This window comes from Salmonella sp. 32031103-2018-00083-FB-01-SM-01, from assembly GCF_017571995.1.
Lineage (GTDB): Bacteria > Pseudomonadota > Gammaproteobacteria > Enterobacterales > Enterobacteriaceae > Salmonella > Salmonella enterica.
Window position 1 is genome coordinate 202,837 of record NZ_JAGEQL010000003.1, and the last position, 18,955, is coordinate 221,791.

Below are 18,955 nucleotides of genomic sequence, written 5' to 3' on the forward strand. Positions count from 1 at the left end.
GTATGATGATCGGTTTACGTCCTGCTTTTTCGACAATGTTATTTCTGCTGTTATTGACCGGCGGCGTGTATCCGCTTCTGACCACGGCGCTGGGGCAGTGGTGGTTTTCCTGGCAGGCTAATGGCTCGCTGATTCATAAAGACAATGTGATACGCGGCTCAGCGCTTATCGGACAATCGTTTACCGCCGCAGGTTATTTTCATGGCCGGCCCTCCGCCACCGCCGATACGCCTTATAATCCACTGGCGTCGGGCGGAAGCAACCTGGCCGCCAGCAATCCCGAACTGGATGCGCAAATACAGTCCCGCGTCGCCGCGCTACGCGCCGCTAACCCCCAGGCGAGTTCCGCGGTTCCGGTTGAGCTGGCGACGGCGTCGGCAAGCGGGCTGGATAATAATCTGACGCCCGGCGCCGCGGCATGGCAAATCCCCCGCGTGGCGGCGGCTCGCCAGCTTCCCGTTGAACAGGTCGCGCAACTGGTTGCAGAATATACGCACAGGCCGCTGGCGCGCTTTCTTGGGCAACCGGTGGTGAATATTGTTGAGCTTAATCTGGCGCTGGATGCGCTACAGGGACACAGAGCGAAATGAACGACGAACCCTTGCGTCCTGATCCGGATCGCTTGTTGGAACAAACGCCCCCGCCCCACCGGGGGAAGTTGAAAATTTTCTTCGGCGCCTGCGCAGGCGTCGGAAAAACCTGGGCGATGCTGGCGCAAGCGCAGCGGCTGCGAGCGCAGGGGCTGGATGTGGTGATCGGCGTGGTAGAGACGCACGGCCGTAAAGAGACCGCCGCGCTACTTGATGGGCTGACCATTCTGCCGCCAAAACGTCACTCGCACCGGGGGCGGCAAATCCGCGAATTTGACCTGGATGCCGCCCTCGCCCGGCGTCCGGCGCTGATTTTAATGGATGAGCTGGCGCACAGTAACGCGCCTGGCTCACGCCATCCTAAGCGCTGGCAGGATATTGAAGAGCTGCTGGAAGCGGGAATCGACGTTTTCACCACCGTGAACGTACAACATCTGGAAAGTCTGAACGATGTGGTGAGCGGCGTCACGGGGATTCAGGTGCGCGAAACCGTCCCCGATCCCTTTTTTGATGCCGCCGATGAAGTCGTACTGGTCGATCTGCCGCCCGACGATCTGCGCCAACGGCTCAACGAAGGTAAAGTGTATATCGCCGGTCAGGCGGAACGCGCTATTGAACATTTTTTCCGCAAGGGCAATCTGATCGCCCTCCGCGAGCTGGCGCTACGCCGGACAGCCGATCGCGTGGACGATCAGATGCGCGCCTGGCGCGCGCATCCGGGCGAAGAAAAAGTATGGCATACCCGCGATGCGATTTTACTGTGTATCGGGCATAACACCGGCAGCGAAAAGCTGGTGCGTACCGCGGCGCGTCTGGCCTCCCGGCTCGGCAGCGTCTGGCACGCCGTCTATGTCGAAACGCCAACGTTACACCGCTTACCGGAAAAACAACGGCGGGCTATTTTAAGCGCGCTGCGCCTGGCGCAGGAGCTTGGCGCGGAAACCGCCACCCTGTCCGATCCCGCCGAAGAGAAAGCGGTCGTGCGCTATGCCCGCGAGCATAATCTGGGGAAAATCGTCATGGGCCGCCCGGCGTCGCGACGCTGGTGGCGACGTGACGCTTTCGCCGACCGTCTTGCCAGGCGCGCGCCGGATCTCGATCAGGTGATCGTCGCGCTGGAAGAACCGCCTGCCCGCGCGTTGGCGCAAACGCCTGATAACCGACCTTTTAAAGAGAAATGGCGTGGGCAGATTCAGGGCTGTCTGGTCGCCGTGGCGCTTTGCGCCATCACCACGCTTATCGCTATGCAGTGGCTTGTCACCTTCGACGCCGCCAATCTGGTGATGCTCTATTTGCTGGGCGTAGTGGTGATTGCGCTGCTTTACGGACGCTGGCCGTCGGTGGTGGCGACGGTGATTAACGTGGCGAGTTTCGATCTCTTTTTTATCGCGCCACGCGGTACGCTCGCCGTTTCGGACGTGCAATATTTGCTGACCTTTGCCGTGATGCTGACGGTTGGTCTGGTGATTGGCAATCTTACTGCCGGGGTGCGCTATCAGGCGCGCGTCGCCCGTTATCGGGAACAGCGTACCCGCCATTTATATGAAATGTCTAAAGCGCTGGCCGTCGGGCGTAGCGAACATGATATCGCCGCGACCAGCGAGCGGTTTATCGCCTCGACGTTTCAGGCGCGCAGCCAAATTTTATTACCTGATGCTAACGGTAAGTTGCTGCCTCTCACCCACCAGCAAGGCATGACGCCGTGGGACGACGCAATTGCGCGCTGGAGTTTTGATAAAGGCCAGCCTGCCGGCGCAGGCACCGATACCCTCCCTGGCGTGCCTTATCAAATCCTGCCGCTGAAAAGCGCCGATAAAACATACGGTCTGGCTATCGTCGAACCGGGTAATTTGCGTCAGTTAATGGTGCCGGAGCAGCAACGCCTGCTGGAAACATTTACTCTGCTTGTCGCCAACGCGCTGGAACGACTGACGCTAACCGCCAGCGAAGAACAGGCGCGTCTCGCCAGCGAGCGCGAAAGTATTCGCAACGCTCTGCTGGCGGCGCTATCGCATGATTTACGCACGCCGCTGACGGTATTGTTCGGCCAGGCGGAAATTTTGACGCTGGATTTAGCCAGCGCAGGATCGCCCCACGCGCGTCAGGCCAGTGAAATCCGCCAGCATATTCTCAACACCACCCGGCTGGTGAATAATTTGCTGGATATGGCGCGTATTCAGTCCGGCGGGTTTAATCTTAAAAAAGAGTGGCTGACGCTGGAAGAGGTCGTCGGTAGCGCGTTACAGATGTTAGAGCCGGGTTTATTGCATCCGATTACATTGTCGCTGCCGCAACAGTTAACGCTTATCCATGTCGATGGCCCCTTATTTGAGCGTGTCCTGATCAACTTGCTGGAAAACGCCGTTAAGTACGCCGGGCCGCAGGCCAGTATCGGCATTGATGCTGCGGTTAAGGACGATCGTTTACAACTGGATGTCTGGGATAACGGGCCGGGTATTCCTGCGGGGCAAGAACAGAAGATTTTCGATAAGTTCGCCCGCGGCAACAAAGAGTCCTCCGTCCCCGGCGTGGGGCTGGGGCTGGCGATTTGCCATGCTATCGTAGAGGTACACGGCGGCACGCTTACCGCCTATAATCGACCGCAGGGCGGCGCCTGTTTCCGTGTGACGCTGCCGCAAGGAAAGCCACCTGAACTTGATGATTTTCATGAGGATATGTGACAAACGTTCTGATTGTTGAAGATGAACAGGCCATCCGCCGCTTTCTGCGCGCCGCGCTGGAAGGCGACGGCCTGCGCGTGTATGAAGCTGAAACATTACAACGTGGTTTACTGGAAGCCGCCACGCGAAAGCCCGATCTGATTATTCTCGATCTCGGCCTGCCGGATGGCGACGGAATCGATTTTATTCGCGACCTGCGTCAGTGGAGCGCAATACCGGTGATTGTCCTTTCCGCCCGCAGCGAAGAAAGCGATAAGATTGCCGCGCTTGACGCCGGAGCTGATGATTACCTGAGCAAGCCATTCGGCATTGGCGAGTTGCAGGCGCGTTTGCGTGTCGCGCTGCGACGGCACGCCGCCAGCCCTTGCGCCGATCCGATCGTCCGCTTTTCCGGCGTGACGGTCGATCTCGCCGCACGGTTGATCCACCGTGGCGACGAAGAAATCCATCTGACGCCGATTGAGTTCCGCCTGCTGGCGGTATTACTCAATAATGCCGGCAAGGTATTAACCCAACGGCAGTTATTAAACCAGGTCTGGGGCCCTAACGCCGTGGAGCATAGCCACTATTTGCGCATCTATATGGGACATTTACGCCAGAAACTGGAACAAGATCCCACCCGCCCACGCCATTTTATTACCGAAACCGGAATTGGCTATCGCTTTATGCCGTGAATAGCCATTCATTATTTTTAAATAACTTCTAATTTTTATGTCATTTATTTTCGGCGTCGCGAATAATTATTTTCGCGGCGATATTATATTTTATGAAGGATATAAAAAACATATAATTAACATTTAAGAAACAATCCGTTATTTCACAGCACGATATGCATAATCGCCGACTAATTATTTTTCAAATGATCGTTTTTTGTTGATCTGGTTCACAGATCGCTGGCGCTCCCTGGATAAAATATCCATGCTTTCAATAAATCAATGAAAGGACCTCAAAATGGAAAATAATAATCGTTTTATGCCCCATATAAGGCGGACAACGCATATTATGATGTTTGCCCACCGTAATAGTTTCGATTTTCATTTCTTTAATGCCCGGTAGTTTTTCTGCTACGGGTACTTCAGCATACAGGTCTTTCCGACCCTTATGTCATTCAGGTCTATTGCCTAAATAACTCGAATTGTTAAAAGCGACAGCACGGTAATTCCTTTACACCAAGCCAGCTAACCATCTGGTTTGATAGAAGAAATTCCGACTCAGCGCAATTTTAGTTATCACGGTTTCTGCCTGTATATCGTAGTACTCAACTCCTTAAATCCTGAATTTCCTGCAACCGGACGGGTTGGGATTTATTACATCTAAAATAAAGCTAATTTACTGATTTTTTTATCAGCGGGATAGCTTTGATTTTTTCCGGAAGAATCAGTTTCTCATGCGAGAAATTGAGGGCCTGCTATTACCTGAAATAAAGAGATGAAAAAATGTCAGAATTAAAAATTGCCGTTAGCCGTCATTGCCCGGATTGTTTTTCTACACATCGTAATATTGTAAATGTTGATGAGAGTCGTTTCATCGACGTGGCTGCCATCGTGTTATCCATCGACGACATTGAACACGGAAAACTCGATGAAATCGACGCAACGGGTTACGGTATTCCCGTGTTTGTCGCGACTCATGACGAAGGGCGCGTACCGCCTGAGTATTTGCCGCGTATCTCTGGTGTATTCGAATATAATGAATCCCGTACTGCCTTCTATGGTCGTCAGTTGGAAACCGCAGCAAGCCACTACGAAACGCAGTTACGTCCGCCGTTTTTCCGCGCGCTGGTGGATTATGTCAACCAGGGCAACAGCGCATTTGACTGCCCGGGGCACCAGGGCGGCGAATTCTTCCGCCGTCATCCTGCCGGTAATCAGTTCGTGGAATACTTTGGCGAAACGCTCTTCCGCTCCGACCTATGCAACGCGGACGTGGCGATGGGCGATCTGCTGATTCACGAAGGCGCACCTTGCATTGCGCAGCAACATGCGGCGAAAGTCTTTAACGCCGATAAGACCTACTTTGTGCTGAACGGGACCTCCTCCTCTAACAAAGTCGTACTCAACGCGCTGTTAACGCCGGGCGATCTGGTACTGTTTGACCGTAACAACCACAAATCTAACCACCACGGCGCATTATTGCAGGCGGGCGCAACGCCAGTTTATCTGGAAACCGCGCGTAACCCGTATGGTTTTATCGGCGGGATCGACGCTCACTGCTTCGAAGAAGATTACCTGCGCGAGCTGATTAGCGAAGTCGCGCCGCAGCGTGCCCGCGAAGCACGTCCATTCCGTCTGGCCGTCATCCAGTTAGGCACCTACGACGGTACCATTTATAACGCCCGTCAGGTCGTCGATAAAATTGGTCATCTGTGCGACTACATCCTGTTTGACTCCGCCTGGGTCGGCTATGAACAATTTATTCCGATGATGGCCGATTGTTCGCCGCTGCTGCTGGAACTGAACGAAAACGATCCGGGTATTCTGGTGACGCAGTCCGTTCATAAACAACAAGCCGGTTTCTCCCAGACCTCGCAGATCCATAAAAAAGATAGCCATATCAAAGGGCAATCGCGCTACGTTCCGCATAAGCGCATGAACAACGCCTTTATGATGCACGCCTCCACCAGCCCGTTCTATCCGCTGTTCGCCGCGCTGGACGTTAACGCCAAAATGCACGAAGGCGTCAGCGGTCGCAATATGTGGATGGATTGCGTAGTTAACGGCATCGATGCCCGTAAATTGATCCTCGAAAACTGTCATCACATCCGTCCGTTCGTACCGGAACTGATTGATGGTAAGCCGTGGCAGTCATACCCGACATCAGAGATCGCCAGCGATCTGCGCTTCTTCCACTTCGTTCCGGGAGAACACTGGCATGCGTTTGAAGGCTATGCCGAACATCAGTACTTTGTCGACCCTTGCAAACTGCTGCTCACCACACCGGGCATTAATGCAGCGAGCGGCGAATATGAAGACTTTGGCGTTCCTGCCACGATCCTCGCCAACTTCCTGCGCGAGAACGGCGTTGTGCCGGAAAAATGCGACCTCAACTCCATTCTGTTCCTGCTGACGCCGGCAGAAGACATGGCGAAGTTACAACAGCTTGTCGCCCTGCTGGCTCGTTTCGAAAAACTGCTGGAAGCTGATGCGCCGTTAGCGGAAGTATTACCGTCCATCTACAAACAGCATGAAGCGCGTTATGCCGGCTATACCCTGCGTCAGCTTTGCCAGGAGATGCACGATCTCTATGCGCGGCACAACGTGAAACAGCTGCAAAAAGAGATGTTCCGTAAATCGCATTTCCCGAAAGTCAGTATGAATCCGCAAGAGGCCAACTATGCCTATCTGCGCGGCGAGGTCGAACTGGTTCGCCTGCCGGAAGCGGAAGGTCGTATCGCGGCTGAAGGCGCTCTGCCTTACCCGCCGGGAGTGCTGTGTGTAGTTCCGGGTGAAATCTGGGGCGGTTCTGTCCTGCGTTACTTCAGCGCCCTGGAAGAAGGGATCAACCTGCTGCCGGGCTTTGCGCCTGAACTGCAGGGCGTTTATATCGAAGAACACGACGGCCGTAAGCAGGTCTGGTGCTACGTCATTAAACCTCGTGACGCGCAGCGCTCCCTGCTGAAGGAGGAAAAATTATGAGTAAACCTAAATCCAATAAAATGGGTGTCGTGCAGCTCACAATTCTGACTATGGTCAACATGATGGGCTCCGGGATCATCATGCTACCGACCAAACTGTCTGAAGTCGGCACGATATCCATTATCTCCTGGCTGGTCACCGCCGTCGGCTCGATGGCGCTGGCCTGGGCGTTTGCGAAATGCGGTATGTTTAGCCGTAAATCCGGCGGCATGGGCGGTTACGCCGAATATGCCTTCGGTAAATCCGGCAACTTTATGGCGAACTATACCTACGGCGTCTCGCTGCTGATCGCCAACGTGGCTATCGCCATCTCCGCTGTCGGCTATGGCACAGAGCTGTTCGGCGCCGCGCTGACGCCGCTCCAGATCGGTCTGGCGACTATCGCCGTATTGTGGGTTTGTACTATCGCAAACTTTGGCGGCGCGCGTATTACCGGACAGATCAGTAGCGTTACCGTTTGGGGCGTCATCATTCCGGTTGTCGGCCTGTGCATCATTGGCTGGTTCTGGTTTAGCCCCAGCATGTACGTAGCGTCATGGAACCCGCACCATGTTCCGTTCTTTAGCGCGGTCGGTTCTTCCATCGCCATGACGTTGTGGGCATTTCTTGGACTGGAATCCGCCTGCGCCAACGCAGACGTGGTCGAGAATCCGGAAAAGAACGTCCCCATCGCGGTACTGGGCGGTACGCTGGGCGCGGCGGTCATCTATATCGTTTCGACTAACGTGATTGCCGGGATTGTGCCGAACATGGATCTGGCGAACTCCACGGCGCCGTTTGGTCTGGCGTTTGCCCAGATGTTCACGCCTGCGGTAGGTAAAGTGATCATGGCGCTGATGGTAATGTCCTGCTGCGGCTCGCTGCTGGGCTGGCAGTTCACTATCGCCCAGGTCTTTAAATCCTCCGCTGACGAAGGCTATTTCCCGAAAGTCTTCTCTCGTGTAACGAAAGTCGACGCGCCGGTACAGGGGATGCTGATTATTGTGATTATTCAGACTGGCCTGTCGCTGATGACCATTAGCCCGTCGCTGAATAGTCAGTTTAACGTCCTGGTTAACCTGGCGGTGGTGACGAACATTATTCCGTATATTCTGTCGATGGCCGCGCTGGTTATCATTCAGAAAATGGCGAATGTGCCGTCATCAAAAGCGAAAGTCGCTAACTTCGTGGCCTTCGTTGGCGCCATGTATAGCTTCTACGCGCTATATTCCTCCGGTGAAGAAGCCATGCTGTACGGCTCAATTGTGACCTTCCTCGGCTGGACGTTATATGGCCTGGTCTCACCGCGTTTTGAATTGAAAAATAAACACGGCTGATGGCATGCCCGGGCTGCGGTAACGGTAGTCCGGGCATTTTCACTCTTTGAATAAGATAATAGAAATGAGTAATCCAGAACGGGAAGTCACTGATATAGCAGAAATACTGGCTATTCTCAGTAAACACGAAGTGTGTCGAATAGGGTTTAACGACAATCTCTGTCCGTATGTTGTCCCCGTAAATTTTGGCTACGAGTATCAGAATGGACGCTGGATATTTTATTTTCACGGCGCACGCACCGGGAAAAAGATGCGTCTGTTACGTAAGAACCCGGCAGTATGCATTGAAATGGACGGCGACCATGCATTACTACGTGCCGATGACCCCTGTGATTATAGCTACGCCTACACCAGCGTTTTCGCCACCGGGCTGGCATCGATATTGCAAACACGCGAGGAGATGCGCTACGGCCTGGACGTCATTATGCGTCAGACCGATCCGGGAAAAACCTTCAGTTATCGGGAAGATATGATGAAAGCGGTTTGCGTGGTGCGTATTGAATGCGACGCCCTCACCTGCCGCCGACATCTGGCGACTCAGAGCGAATAAGTCAGATATCACACGCGCCTTATCCGGCCTGGAGGCGATTTACAGGCCTGATAAGCGCAGCGCCGTTAATACAAAAAAGGAGCCGTAAGGCTCCTTTTTCTTCCATATCGCCCATCAGGCGTTTTTCAATACTTCGCTAACGATTTCAACGGCTTCTTTCTCAATCTGCTTGCGATGTTCTTCCCCCAGGAAGCTTTCGCAATAGATCTTGTAAGCGTCTTCCGTACCGGATGGACGCGCGGCGAACCAGCCGTTATCGGTCATTACCTTCAGGCCGCCAATCGATGCGCCATTACCCGGCGCTGCGGTAAGACGCGCGGTGATCGGGTCGCCTGCCAGCGTGCTGGCGCTGACCATTTCCGGAGACAGTTTAGACAATGCCGCTTTCTGGGCCGATGTCGCTGCCGCCTGCAGACGGTTATAGCTCGGGGCGCCAAAACGCGCTGCCAGTTCATTGTAATGCTCTTGCGGGTTTTTCCCGGTAACGGCGGTGATTTCCGCCGCCAGCAGGCACATGATGATACCGTCTTTATCGGTAGACCACGGCGTACCGTCGAAACGCAGGAACGAAGCGCCCGCGCTCTCTTCTCCACCGAAACCAAAGCTGCCGTCGAACAAACCGTCAACAAACCATTTGAAGCCAACCGGTACTTCTACCAGCTTGCGTCCCAAGTCATTCACCACGCGGTCAATCATCGCGGAAGAGACCAGCGTTTTACCGACAGCCACGTCTTTGCCCCACAGCGGACGATGCTGGAACAGATAGTTAATGGCGACCGCCAGATAATGGTTCGGGTTCATCAGCCCTGCAGGCGTCACGATGCCATGACGGTCGTAGTCCGGGTCGTTGGCGAAGGCCAGGTCAAACTTGTCACGCAGCGCCAGCAAACCCGCCATCGCACATTCGGAGGAGCAATCCATGCGGATCGCGCCGTCTTTATCAAGGTGCATAAAGCGGAAGGTTTGATCAACCTGATCGTTAACTAACGTCAGGTTAAGTTTGTAATGCTCAGCGATACGTTTCCAGTATTCAATACCGGAGCCGCCCAGCGGATCGACACCCAGCGTCAGACCGGCTTTCTGAATCGCCGCCATATCAACGATATCCGCCAGCCCTTCGACAAACGGCTGTACCAGATCTACCGCTTTAACGTGGCCCGAGGCCATTGCCGCATCCAGAGAGATGCGCTTAACGCCTTGCAGGCCGCCCGCCAGCAGCGCATTGGCGCGATCTTCTACCACTTTAGTGACGTTGGTATCCGCCGGGCCGCCATTGGGCGGATTATATTTAATACCGCCATCTTCCGGCGGATTGTGCGACGGCGTAATGACAATACCATCAGCCAGCGGGCCGCCTTTTTTGTTATGGACCAGGATAGCATTTGACACGGCAGGCGTTGGCGTAAAGCCATTATTTTCCTGCACGATAACGTCCACGCCGTTTGCCGCCAGCACTTCCAGCACGGAAATGAAGGCCGGTTCCGAGAGCGCATGGGTGTCTTTCCCCACATAGCAGGGGCCGGTAATGCCATTTTTCGCCCGCTCTTCAGCAATCGCCTGGGCGATCGCCAGAATATGCGGTTCGTTGAAACTGTGACGACCTGCGCTGCCGCGATGGCCGGAAGTGCCAAATTTCACGGCATGTTCTGCATTCCCTGCCTCCGGTTTCAGTACATAATACTGCGCCGTCAGTTGGGCGACGTTAATCAAATCACTCTGTTGCGCGGGTTGTCCTGCGCGGTTGTGGATTGCCATTGCCTGGTCCTTCTAATGCAAGGATTAAATTGTTCCGCAAACCTTTTCAATCAATTCCGCCGGGAATTGCATTGACTGCATGATGTGTTCGATCATGCTGCATTTACGGCCGGTGTTGGTGTTGGTGATCACCCAGTACGGCGTGCCGGGAACGTGCTTAGGTTTAGTTTGATTCCCATTTTTCAGCAGCGTTTGTTCATCCGCCGCAAAATAGACGCGCGTGCGGCCATGCAACGACTCCGTCGCCTCCGCAAACGCGTGGTGATCCAGTGAATAGAGTGTAGTCAGAATCAGCATAAAGCGGTTGACCGCTTTTTTCTGCTCGGCATATTCGTCAGACAACAGCAGCTCACGCATCGCGCGAACTTTGTCTTTTACCGGGTTGACCGGTTTCGCTTCGGCAACGGGTTGCGCCGCAGGCGTCCCCTTCACCGCTGAAGCCGTTGGCTGTGTCGTGGCGGAAAACTTCAACATACGCCGTAAAATGTCGGATGCGCTCTCGCCGATATGCTTGGTGTGGCTGGCAATATAGCTATAGAGTTCATCATCAACTTCAATCGTTTTCATCTTAATCCAGTGCGATGTCTTTGCTGAATACAAGTCATTGGGATTATAGGAACAAATCCCAACAGCGGATAGCGTTAAGCCCGGCTGACAAAAAAACTCGGAGTAAACCTTAGAGGTTGCAGCCCAGTGGCAGAATGGTCAACATAATACCCTAACCCGACAGAGCGAAAAAAAGAACTTTGCCATGAAATTAAACATCCGAGCGCAATCTGCACAAAACCTGCACAATAATTCCCCCATCGTTCTCGTTCATGGCCTGTTTGGCAGCCTGGACAACCTCGGCGTACTGGCGCGCGATCTGGTGACCGATCACGACATTATTCAGGTCGATATGCGCAATCATGGTTTATCGCCGCGCGATCCGGTCATGGATTACCCGGCAATGGCCCAGGATCTTCTGGATACGCTTGACGCGCAGCAGATTGAAAAAGCGACGTTTATTGGTCATTCCATGGGTGGAAAAGCGGTAATGGCGCTGACGGCGCTGGCGCCCGATCGCATCGATCGTCTGGTCGCGATTGATATCGCACCCGTGGATTATCACGTTCGCCGCCACGATCGCATTTTCGCGGCTATTAACGCCGTCAGCGAATCCGACGCGACATCCCGCCAACAGGCGGCAGGGATTATGCGCCAGCACCTCAACGAAGAAGGCGTGATCCAGTTTCTGTTAAAATCCTGGGCTGAAGGCGAATGGCGTTTTAATGTTCCGGTATTATGGGAACAGTATCCGCATATCGTCGGCTGGGAAACCATTCCGCCCTGGGAACATCCGGCGCTGTTTATTCCAGGCGGTAACTCGCCCTACGTGACCGAAGCGTACCGCGACGCGCTGCTGGCGCAATTCCCTTTGGCGCGCGCGCATGTGATCGCCGGCGCGGGCCACTGGGTACACGCCGAAAAACCAGAGGCGGTTCTGCGCGCCATCCGCCGTTATCTGCACGATAAACGTTAACTGATTAAAAACTCATCGCCTGTGCGCGATTACGCGCGCGGGCGTTGGCGTCGCTTCCTCGCTGATGTATGATGGCGCGCTATCCATCCGGGCATAAGCCTGGCTGATTGTTTCCCCCGAAGTCACCAAAATCATGGCCAAAGAACAAACGGACCGTACGACATTAGATCTGTTCGCGCACGAGCGTCGCCCGGGACGACCTAAAACGAATCCGCTTTCGCGCGATGAACAGTTACGCATCAACAAGCGCAACCAGTTAAAACGCGACAAAGTTCGTGGCCTCAAGCGTGTCGAATTAAAACTCAACGCACAAGCGGTTGACGCGCTAAATGAGCTGGCCGAAGCGCGCAACATTAGCCGCAGCGAGCTCATTGAAGAAATATTAATGAAGCAGCTTATGGCGCTGCGCGGCCAGGGTTTAGTCTGAAAATAAGTTTTGTTTCATATTTCGTGTAGCAGAGCGTGCAGTCCCGCGTGATTGCTGTTTCCGCATATCTGCCTGTTCTGCTATGATTGCCCTTATCCGTGGGCAATTCGCCACCACCATTTCAATAAGTTTCAAGAGGTTATTTTACTCATGGCAATCACTGGCATCTTTTTCGGCAGCGACACCGGTAATACCGAAAATATCGCAAAAATGATTCAAAAACAGCTTGGTAAAGACGTTGCCGATGTGCATGACATTGCAAAAAGCAGTAAAGAAGACCTGGAAGGGTATGACATTCTGCTGCTGGGCATCCCAACCTGGTACTATGGCGAAGCGCAATGTGACTGGGATGACTTCTTCCCGACTCTCGAAGAGATTGACTTTAACGGTAAGCTGGTGGCGCTGTTTGGCTGTGGCGATCAGGAAGACTACGCGGAATACTTCTGTGATGCGCTGGGCACGATTCGCGACATTATTGAGCCGCGCGGCGCCACGATTGTGGGTCACTGGCCAACCGCAGGCTATCATTTTGAAGCCTCTAAAGGTCTGGCTGACGACGATCATTTTGTCGGTCTGGCGATTGACGAAGACCGTCAGCCTGAACTGACCGCCGAGCGTGTTGAAAAATGGGTTAAGCAAGTTTCAGCTGAATTGCACCTCGACGACATCCTCAACGCCTAATCTTATGCGGCGCAGCGTTATATCTGCGCCGCATCAATAGACAAGACCAATCAAAATAATTGCTACAAATTTGTAACTTTCGCACCCATCCCTGTACAATGTCCGGGTGTAATCAGGTGGCGCCAGAATTTGCAGGCAAAACCACAGTTTTATTAACATCTGCGAGAGACTTGCGGTTTTCATTTCGGCATGGCAGTCCTATAATGATACGCATTATCTTGAGTGCAATTTCTGTCACTTCTCTAATGAAGTGAATCGTTTAGCAACAGGACAGATTCCGCATGACTGACAACAATACCGCATTAAAGAAGGCTGGCCTGAAAGTAACGCTTCCTCGTTTAAAAATTCTGGAAGTTCTTCAGGAACCAGATAACCATCACGTCAGTGCGGAAGATTTATACAAACGCCTGATCGACATGGGTGAAGAAATCGGTCTGGCAACCGTATACCGTGTGCTGAACCAGTTTGACGATGCCGGTATCGTGACCCGCCATAATTTTGAAGGCGGTAAATCCGTTTTTGAACTGACGCAACAGCATCATCACGACCATCTTATCTGCCTTGACTGCGGAAAAGTGATTGAATTTAGTGATGACTCTATTGAAGCGCGCCAGCGTGAAATTGCGGCGAAACACGGTATTCGTTTAACTAATCACAGCCTCTATCTTTACGGCCACTGCGCTGAAGGCGACTGCCGCGAAGACGAGCACGCGCACGATGACGCGACTAAATAAGTGTAAATCTTTCGAAGAGCCAACCGCCCGGTTGGCTTTTTTATATCCTCCTCTTTCCTGCCGCTTGATGTTGATTTAATGTAAAAAACGCTATCGCATCTCAGGAGAGCAGGAATGGAGCTTCGCCAGTTACGCTATTTCGTGCGTATTATTGAAACCGGCAGTATGGGCAGCGCCGCGCAGGATCTTGATATTGGCGTTTCAGCATTAAGTCAACAGATGTCCCGTCTGGAAAACGAGCTTGCCATCCGTCTGCTGCAGCGCACTTCGCGCGGCGTAACGCCAACCAACGCCGGGCTGGCCTTTTATTCGCAGGCGCAACTCGCCCTGCGTCATGCCGACGACGCGATTCTCGCCGCCAGAGAAGCGCGCCTTTCCGGTCATGTGAGCGTAGGAATGGCCCCCAGTACCGCCTCCATACTGGGTATACCGTTTATCCATGCCATGCAGGAAAACTATGCCGATGTCCGACTGCATGTGGTGGAAAGCTTGTCCGGTAATCTGGAAAGAATGATCAATACCCGCCAGATTGATTTAGCCGTTGTCTTTCAAAAAGATAAAATCCTGCGCTGGAGCGCCAGACCGATCCTTGAAGAACAGCTTTTTCTGATTGGCTCCCATGCCCTGCTGGCGGCGCTTCCTGATAACCCGATCACACCTGAACAACTGGCAGGCATTCCGCTCATTATGCCAAGCCAGGGACACGGGCTGCGCGGCAGGCTGGACGCTGTCTGCCAGGAACATGCGCTTAACGTTGAAATCGTCGCGGAAATTGACGGCCTGGCGTTGTTGATGCGCGCCGTGCGCGACGGTCTTGGCGCCACGTTGCAGCCCGGCGCGGCGATTTCTCATCTGGATAACGACGCGCTACGCGTGATCGGCGTCCATAATCCGGTACTCAGCCGCCCCAATTTTTTAGTCAGCCTGTCGGATGATGAACTGACGCCCGCCGGCCTTGCCGCCAGAGTAGTCCTTACCAAAGTTATGCGTCAGTTAGTCGACGCTGGTGAATGGCCAGGCGCAACCCTTTACGCTTACTAAACCCCTGTTTAGCGCTACCTGATAGCGCGCCGCTTATTTATCCGTATACATTTCAATTACAAATTTAACAAATAGTTAAATGGTACGGGAGTATAAGATGGTTGATGTACTGGTGATAGGCGGAGGCAATGCCGCATTATGCGCCGCCCTGACCGCACGGGAAGCGGGCGCATCGGTTCTGCTGCTGGAGGCTGCCCCGCGAGAATGGCGCGGCGGAAATTCTCAGCACACACGAAACCTGCGCTGTATGCATGATGCGCCGCAGGATGTGCTGGTAGAAAGCTATCCTGAAGAGGAATTCTGGCAGGATCTGTGGCGAGTCACCGACGGCAACACCAACGAGGCGCTGGCGCGGCTGGTCATTCGCACCTCTTCGCAATGCCGCGACTGGATGCGCAAACATGGCGTTAACTTTCAACCGCCGCTATCTGGGGCGCTCCACGTTGCGCGCACCAATGCGTTTTTTATGGGCGGAGGGAAAGCGCTCGTCAATGCCTATTACCGTAGCGCCGAACGGCTGGGCGTACAGATTCGCTATAACACGCCGGTTCACGCGCTTGAACTTCATGACGGCGAATTCGTGGCAGCGCTGGCGGGTAGCGAACGTATTACCGCCAAAGCCTGCGTATTAGCGGCTGGCGGTTTCGAATCAAACCGTGAATGGCTGCGGGAGGCCTGGGGAGAAAACGCCCGCGGCGAATGGCCCGCGGATAATTTCCTGATTCGCGGCACGCGTTTTAACCAGGGCGTATTACTCAAATTTATGATGGATGCCGGCGCGGATATCATTGGCGATCCGTCCCAGTCGCACTGCGTAGCGATTGATGCCAGGGCGCCGCTGTACGACGGCGGTATTTGTACTCGCGTGGATTGCGTATCGCTGGGTATTGTCGTGAATCGCGACGCCGAACGTTTTTATGATGAAGGCGAAGATTTCTGGCCGAAGCGTTACGCCATTTGGGGGCGGCTGGTGGCTCAACAGCCAGGACAAATTGGCTATTCGATTATCGACAGCAAAGCCATCGGCCACTTTATGCCGCCGGTTTTTCCTGGCGCGCAGGCCAATACGCTGGCTGAGCTGGCCTGCCAGTTGGGGCTGGACGCGGAAAAATTTACCCATACCGTCACGCAGTATAACCAGGCCTGCCAACCCGGTCATTTTGATCATACCTTGCTTGATGACTGCGCCACCAAAAACCTGACGCCGGCGAAAACCCACTGGGCGCGCCCGCTTGATGCGCCGCCCTACTACGGTTATGCGCTGCGACCCGGCATCACGTTTACCTACCTGGGCCTGAAAGTTAACGAACGTGCCGCGGTGCATTTTGCCGGTCATCCAAGCCGCAACCTATTTGTTGCTGGCGAGATGATGGCAGGAAATGTTCTGGGCAAGGGGTATACCGCAGGCGTCGGCATGTCTATCGGCACAACCTTTGGCCGCATTGCGGGAATAGAAGCCGCTCGCGCGGCGCACAAGGAGGCGCAGCATGAAACAGCTTGAAAAATTAATCATTGAGGCCACCGTGCTTACCGAACCGGAAGCCGAGGTCGAACGCGTCATGCAAGTGTGTAACGCATGTCGCTACTGCGAAGGTTTTTGCGCGGTATTTCCGGCGATGACCCAGCGGCTCGAATTCGGTAAAGCCGATATTCATTATCTGGCAAATTTATGTCATAACTGCGGTGCCTGCCTGCACGCGTGCCAGTACGCGCCACCCCATGAATTTGCCATTAACGTGCCGAAAGCGATGGCGCAAGCCCGCCTGGAGACGTATCAACAGTATGCCCAGCCCGCCGCTTTTGGCGCGTTATACCGTCGGGCGGGGATCACCGTCGCGCTGGCGCTGATAGTCGGTCTGACGCTCTTTTTATTACTGACGATGGCGCTGAAAGGGTCGCTGATTCATCCGCCGCTGGCCGGTGACTTCTATCAAATTTTTCCGCATAGCCTGCTGGCATGGATGTTTGGCTCAGTTTTTGTGTTGGCAATCGGTTTGCTTATGGCGGGCGTAATCCGCTTCTGGCGTGAGATCTCGCCGGGGGTACCGCGTTCGGTGGAGATTGCGGAAGCGTCGCACAATGCGTTAACGCTGAAATATCTCGACGGCGGTCACGGCAAAGGCTGTAACGAAGCGGACGATGCGTTCACGCTGCTGCGCCGTCGCTTTCATCACTTTACCTTCTACGGTTTTATGCTCTGTTTTGCCGCCACGGTCGTGGCGACGGGCTATCACTACGTCGCCGGTTGGGAAGCGCCCTACCCGTTCTTTAGCCTGCCGGTCATGCTCGGCACGCTGGGCGGTATCGGTCTGCTTATCGGCCCGGCCGGGCTACTGTGGCTCAATCTGCGGCGGTCGCCGTTACATGGCGATGCGCGCCAGAAACCCATGGATCGCGGCTTTATTCTGCTGCTGTTCTTAACCAGTCTTACCGGGCTGGCGCTGCTGGCAGGCAGAGACACCAGCGGAATGGGCATACTGCTGGCTCTCCATTTAGGCGTGGTGATGGCGCTCTTTCTCACCCTTCCCTACGGAAAATTCGCCCACGGATTTTTCCGCTGCGCGGCCTTACTCAAATGGGCAGTTGAGAAGCGACGCGGAAAACATGCGGGGGATACAGGCAACTGACCCGCAACATCTTACCCATAAAACAATAAAGACAGTGGAGAGCAAACCCTATGGCACAACACACACCTGCAACATCGCGCGCCGGCACGTTCGGCGCAATACTGCGCGTGACAAGCGGCAATTTTCTTGAACAGTTTGATTTTTTCTTGTTCGGATTTTACGCCACCTATATCGCCAAAACGTTTTTTCCGGCGGAAAGCGAATTTGCCTCATTAATGTTGACCTTTGCCGTCTTTGGCTCCGGTTTTTTAATGCGCCCCGTCGGCGCGATTGTGCTTGGCGCCTATATTGACAGAATCGGACGTCGTAAAGGGCTGATGGTGACGCTGGCGATTATGGGCTGCGGTACGTTGCTCATCGCCCTCGTCCCCGGCTACCAAACGATCGGCCTGGCAGCGCCTGCGTTGGTGCTGTTAGGCCGGTTATTACAAGGATTTTCTGCGGGCGTTGAGTTAGGCGGCGTCTCGGTCTATCTGTCCGAAATCGCAACGCCAGGCAATAAAGGGTTTTATACCAGTTGGCAATCCGCCAGTCAGCAGGTCGCGATCGTTGTTGCCGCGTTGATTGGTTATAGCCTGAATATCACGCTGGGACACGACGCGATATCGGAGTGGGGCTGGCGAATTCCGTTCTTTATCGGCTGTATGATCATTCCGCTGATTTTTGTTTTACGTCGTTCATTACAAGAAACAGAAGCGTTTTTACAACGCAAGCATCGCCCCGACACCAGGGAAATTTTTGCAACTATCGCCAAAAACTGGCGCATTATTACGGCCGGAACGCTGCTGGTGGCGATGACCACCACAACGTTTTATTTTATCACCGTTTATACGCCGACCTATGGCAGAACCGTGCTTAACCTCAGCGCGCGGGACAGTTTGATCGTTACCATGTTGGTGGGGGTGTCCAATTTTATCTGGTTACCCATTGGCGGCGCGATTTCCGACCGGATTGGCCGTCGCGCCGTGTTAATGGGCATTACGTTGCTGGCGCTAATCACCACCTGGCCAGTCATGCAGTGGCTGACCGCCGCGCCCGACTTTACCCGCATGACGCTGGTACTGCTGTGGTTCTCTTTCTTTTTTGGCATGTATAACGGCGCAATGGTCGCGGCGTTAACCGAAGTGATGCCAGTCTATGTGCGTACCGTTGGTTTCTCACTGGCCTTTAGCCTGGCGACGGCGATTTTTGGCGGCCTGACGCCGGCCATCTCTACCGCGCTGGTAAAGTTAACCGGCGATAAAAGCTCGCCCGGCTGGTGGCTGATGTGCGCGGCGTTATGTGGACTTGCCGCGACGGCGATGCTGTTTGTACGTCTGAGTCGCGGCTATATCGCGGCAGAAAATAAAGCCTGAAAAAACCACGGGCGGAAAACATTCGCCCGTGGGTGGCAAGG

At 54.1% G+C, this 18,955-nt stretch carries 17 protein-coding genes and 1 pseudogene; 16 read left to right on the plus strand and 2 right to left on the minus strand.

Translation table 11 applies throughout. The features are described 5' to 3' along the window. The first annotated feature begins 5 nt into the window (after window positions 1–5). The 7 genes from kdpC to J4614_RS10715 all read left to right on the plus strand — a co-directional run bounded on the left by kdpC (window position 6) and on the right by J4614_RS10715 (window position 8,772). The gene (gene kdpC, locus J4614_RS10685) at window positions 6–590 is read left to right on the plus strand and encodes a potassium-transporting ATPase subunit KdpC (protein ID WP_208293191.1); all 585 of its coding nucleotides are present in this window, start codon (window positions 6–8) and stop codon (window positions 588–590) included. Next, window positions 587–3,271, plus strand: coding sequence for a two-component system sensor histidine kinase KdpD (gene kdpD / locus J4614_RS10690; protein WP_001528833.1), 2,685 nt, complete (start codon window positions 587–589; stop codon window positions 3,269–3,271). The genes kdpC and kdpD overlap by 4 nt, the downstream gene beginning before the upstream one ends. Continuing rightward, window positions 3,268–3,945 (plus strand): two-component system response regulator KdpE, encoded by a 678-nt coding sequence (gene kdpE / locus J4614_RS10695; RefSeq protein WP_000186053.1) that lies wholly within the window; start codon window positions 3,268–3,270, stop codon window positions 3,943–3,945. The genes kdpD and kdpE overlap by 4 nt, the downstream gene beginning before the upstream one ends. 277 nt (window positions 3,946–4,222) lie before the next feature. After that, complete coding sequence (gene speFL, locus J4614_RS10700; RefSeq protein ID WP_015632840.1) at window positions 4,223–4,327, plus strand: leader peptide SpeFL; 105 nt, start codon at window positions 4,223–4,225, stop codon at window positions 4,325–4,327. 380 nt (window positions 4,328–4,707) lie between these two features. After that, a complete protein-coding gene (gene speF, locus J4614_RS10705) occupies window positions 4,708–6,906 on the plus strand; it encodes an ornithine decarboxylase SpeF (RefSeq protein ID WP_001292402.1) in 2,199 nt (732 codons plus the stop codon). After that, complete coding sequence (potE, locus tag J4614_RS10710; RefSeq protein WP_000042658.1) at window positions 6,903–8,222, plus strand: putrescine-ornithine antiporter; 1,320 nt, start codon at window positions 6,903–6,905, stop codon at window positions 8,220–8,222. The genes speF and potE overlap by 4 nt, the downstream gene beginning before the upstream one ends. 64 nt (window positions 8,223–8,286) lie before the next feature. Then, window positions 8,287–8,772: a pyridoxamine 5'-phosphate oxidase family protein gene (locus J4614_RS10715; RefSeq protein ID WP_000070056.1), complete on the plus strand. Its 486-nt coding sequence runs from the start codon at window positions 8,287–8,289 to the stop codon at window positions 8,770–8,772. 114 nt (window positions 8,773–8,886) lie between these two features. Here J4614_RS10715 and pgm read toward each other — a convergent pair whose 3' ends face one another. Next, window positions 8,887–10,527, minus strand: a complete 1,641-nt coding sequence (pgm, locus tag J4614_RS10720; RefSeq protein WP_000974385.1) for a phosphoglucomutase (alpha-D-glucose-1,6-bisphosphate-dependent) — start codon at window positions 10,525–10,527, stop codon at window positions 8,887–8,889. Window positions 10,528–10,551: 24 nt separating this feature from the next. Continuing rightward, window positions 10,552–11,094: a replication initiation negative regulator SeqA gene (seqA, locus tag J4614_RS10725; RefSeq protein ID WP_000848395.1), complete on the minus strand. Its 543-nt coding sequence runs from the start codon at window positions 11,092–11,094 to the stop codon at window positions 10,552–10,554. Window positions 11,095–11,278: 184 nt separating this feature from the next. On the opposite strand from seqA, the gene ybfF reads away from it, so the two are divergent. The 9 genes and pseudogenes from ybfF (at window position 11,279) to tcuC (ending at window position 18,914) form a co-directional block, all read left to right on the plus strand. Continuing rightward, on the plus strand, window positions 11,279–12,049 hold the full coding sequence (gene ybfF, locus J4614_RS10730; protein ID WP_000773245.1) for an esterase: 771 nt from the start codon (window positions 11,279–11,281) through the stop codon (window positions 12,047–12,049). Between the two features lie 133 nt (window positions 12,050–12,182). Continuing rightward, complete coding sequence (gene ybfE, locus J4614_RS10735; RefSeq protein WP_001040939.1) at window positions 12,183–12,476, plus strand: LexA regulated protein; 294 nt, start codon at window positions 12,183–12,185, stop codon at window positions 12,474–12,476. Window positions 12,477–12,626: 150 nt separating this feature from the next. Continuing rightward, window positions 12,627–13,157 carry a flavodoxin FldA gene (gene fldA, locus J4614_RS10740; RefSeq protein ID WP_001018621.1) on the plus strand — a complete coding sequence of 177 codons (531 nt, stop codon included), beginning with the start codon at window positions 12,627–12,629 and terminating at the stop codon, window positions 13,155–13,157. A 203-nt stretch (window positions 13,158–13,360) separates the two neighbouring features. Continuing rightward, window positions 13,361–13,446, plus strand: a pseudogene (locus J4614_RS10745) (ryhB-regulated fur leader peptide). Beyond that, on the plus strand, window positions 13,439–13,891 hold the full coding sequence (gene fur / locus J4614_RS10750; RefSeq protein ID WP_000131699.1) for a ferric iron uptake transcriptional regulator: 453 nt from the start codon (window positions 13,439–13,441) through the stop codon (window positions 13,889–13,891). Before J4614_RS10745 ends, fur begins: the two are co-directional and overlap by 8 nt. Window positions 13,892–14,005: 114 nt before the next feature. After that, the gene (tcuR, locus tag J4614_RS10755; protein ID WP_000423371.1) at window positions 14,006–14,932 is read left to right on the plus strand and encodes a tricarballylate utilization LysR family transcriptional regulator TcuR; all 927 of its coding nucleotides are present in this window, start codon (window positions 14,006–14,008) and stop codon (window positions 14,930–14,932) included. Between the two features lie 97 nt (window positions 14,933–15,029). After that, complete coding sequence (gene tcuA, locus J4614_RS10760) at window positions 15,030–16,433, plus strand: FAD-dependent tricarballylate dehydrogenase TcuA (protein ID WP_000228705.1); 1,404 nt, start codon at window positions 15,030–15,032, stop codon at window positions 16,431–16,433. After that, a complete protein-coding gene (gene tcuB, locus J4614_RS10765; RefSeq protein ID WP_000811149.1) occupies window positions 16,420–17,559 on the plus strand; it encodes a tricarballylate utilization protein TcuB in 1,140 nt (379 codons plus the stop codon). The genes tcuA and tcuB overlap by 14 nt, the downstream gene beginning before the upstream one ends. Before the next feature lie 50 nt (window positions 17,560–17,609). Continuing rightward, window positions 17,610–18,914: a tricarballylate/proton symporter TcuC gene (gene tcuC / locus J4614_RS10770; RefSeq protein ID WP_000057011.1), complete on the plus strand. Its 1,305-nt coding sequence runs from the start codon at window positions 17,610–17,612 to the stop codon at window positions 18,912–18,914. Window positions 18,915–18,955: the final 41 nt, after the last annotated feature.

Excerpts from the sequence above, each read along its gene's own strand:
- tcuC (WP_000057011.1), top strand. The coding sequence starts at position 17,610 with ATGGCACAACACACACCTGCAACATCGCGCGCCGGCACGTTCGGCGCA.
- ybfE (WP_001040939.1), top strand. The coding sequence starts at position 12,183 with ATGGCCAAAGAACAAACGGACCGTACGACATTAGATCTGTTCGCGCAC.
- seqA (WP_000848395.1), bottom strand. The coding sequence starts at position 11,094 with ATGAAAACGATTGAAGTTGATGATGAACTCTATAGCTATATTGCCAGC.
- ybfF (WP_000773245.1), top strand. The coding sequence starts at position 11,279 with ATGAAATTAAACATCCGAGCGCAATCTGCACAAAACCTGCACAATAAT.
- potE (WP_000042658.1), top strand. The coding sequence starts at position 6,903 with ATGAGTAAACCTAAATCCAATAAAATGGGTGTCGTGCAGCTCACAATT.
- tcuB (WP_000811149.1), top strand. The coding sequence starts at position 16,420 with ATGAAACAGCTTGAAAAATTAATCATTGAGGCCACCGTGCTTACCGAA.
- fur (WP_000131699.1), top strand. The coding sequence starts at position 13,439 with ATGACTGACAACAATACCGCATTAAAGAAGGCTGGCCTGAAAGTAACG.
- J4614_RS10715 (WP_000070056.1), top strand. The coding sequence starts at position 8,287 with ATGAGTAATCCAGAACGGGAAGTCACTGATATAGCAGAAATACTGGCT.
- fldA (WP_001018621.1), top strand. The coding sequence starts at position 12,627 with ATGGCAATCACTGGCATCTTTTTCGGCAGCGACACCGGTAATACCGAA.
- tcuR (WP_000423371.1), top strand. The coding sequence starts at position 14,006 with ATGGAGCTTCGCCAGTTACGCTATTTCGTGCGTATTATTGAAACCGGC.
- speF (WP_001292402.1), top strand. The coding sequence starts at position 4,708 with ATGTCAGAATTAAAAATTGCCGTTAGCCGTCATTGCCCGGATTGTTTT.
- tcuA (WP_000228705.1), top strand. The coding sequence starts at position 15,030 with ATGGTTGATGTACTGGTGATAGGCGGAGGCAATGCCGCATTATGCGCC.
- kdpC (WP_208293191.1), top strand. The coding sequence starts at position 6 with ATGATCGGTTTACGTCCTGCTTTTTCGACAATGTTATTTCTGCTGTTA.
- kdpD (WP_001528833.1), top strand. The coding sequence starts at position 587 with ATGAACGACGAACCCTTGCGTCCTGATCCGGATCGCTTGTTGGAACAA.
- pgm (WP_000974385.1), bottom strand. The coding sequence starts at position 10,527 with ATGGCAATCCACAACCGCGCAGGACAACCCGCGCAACAGAGTGATTTG.
- speFL (WP_015632840.1), top strand. The coding sequence starts at position 4,223 with ATGGAAAATAATAATCGTTTTATGCCCCATATAAGGCGGACAACGCAT.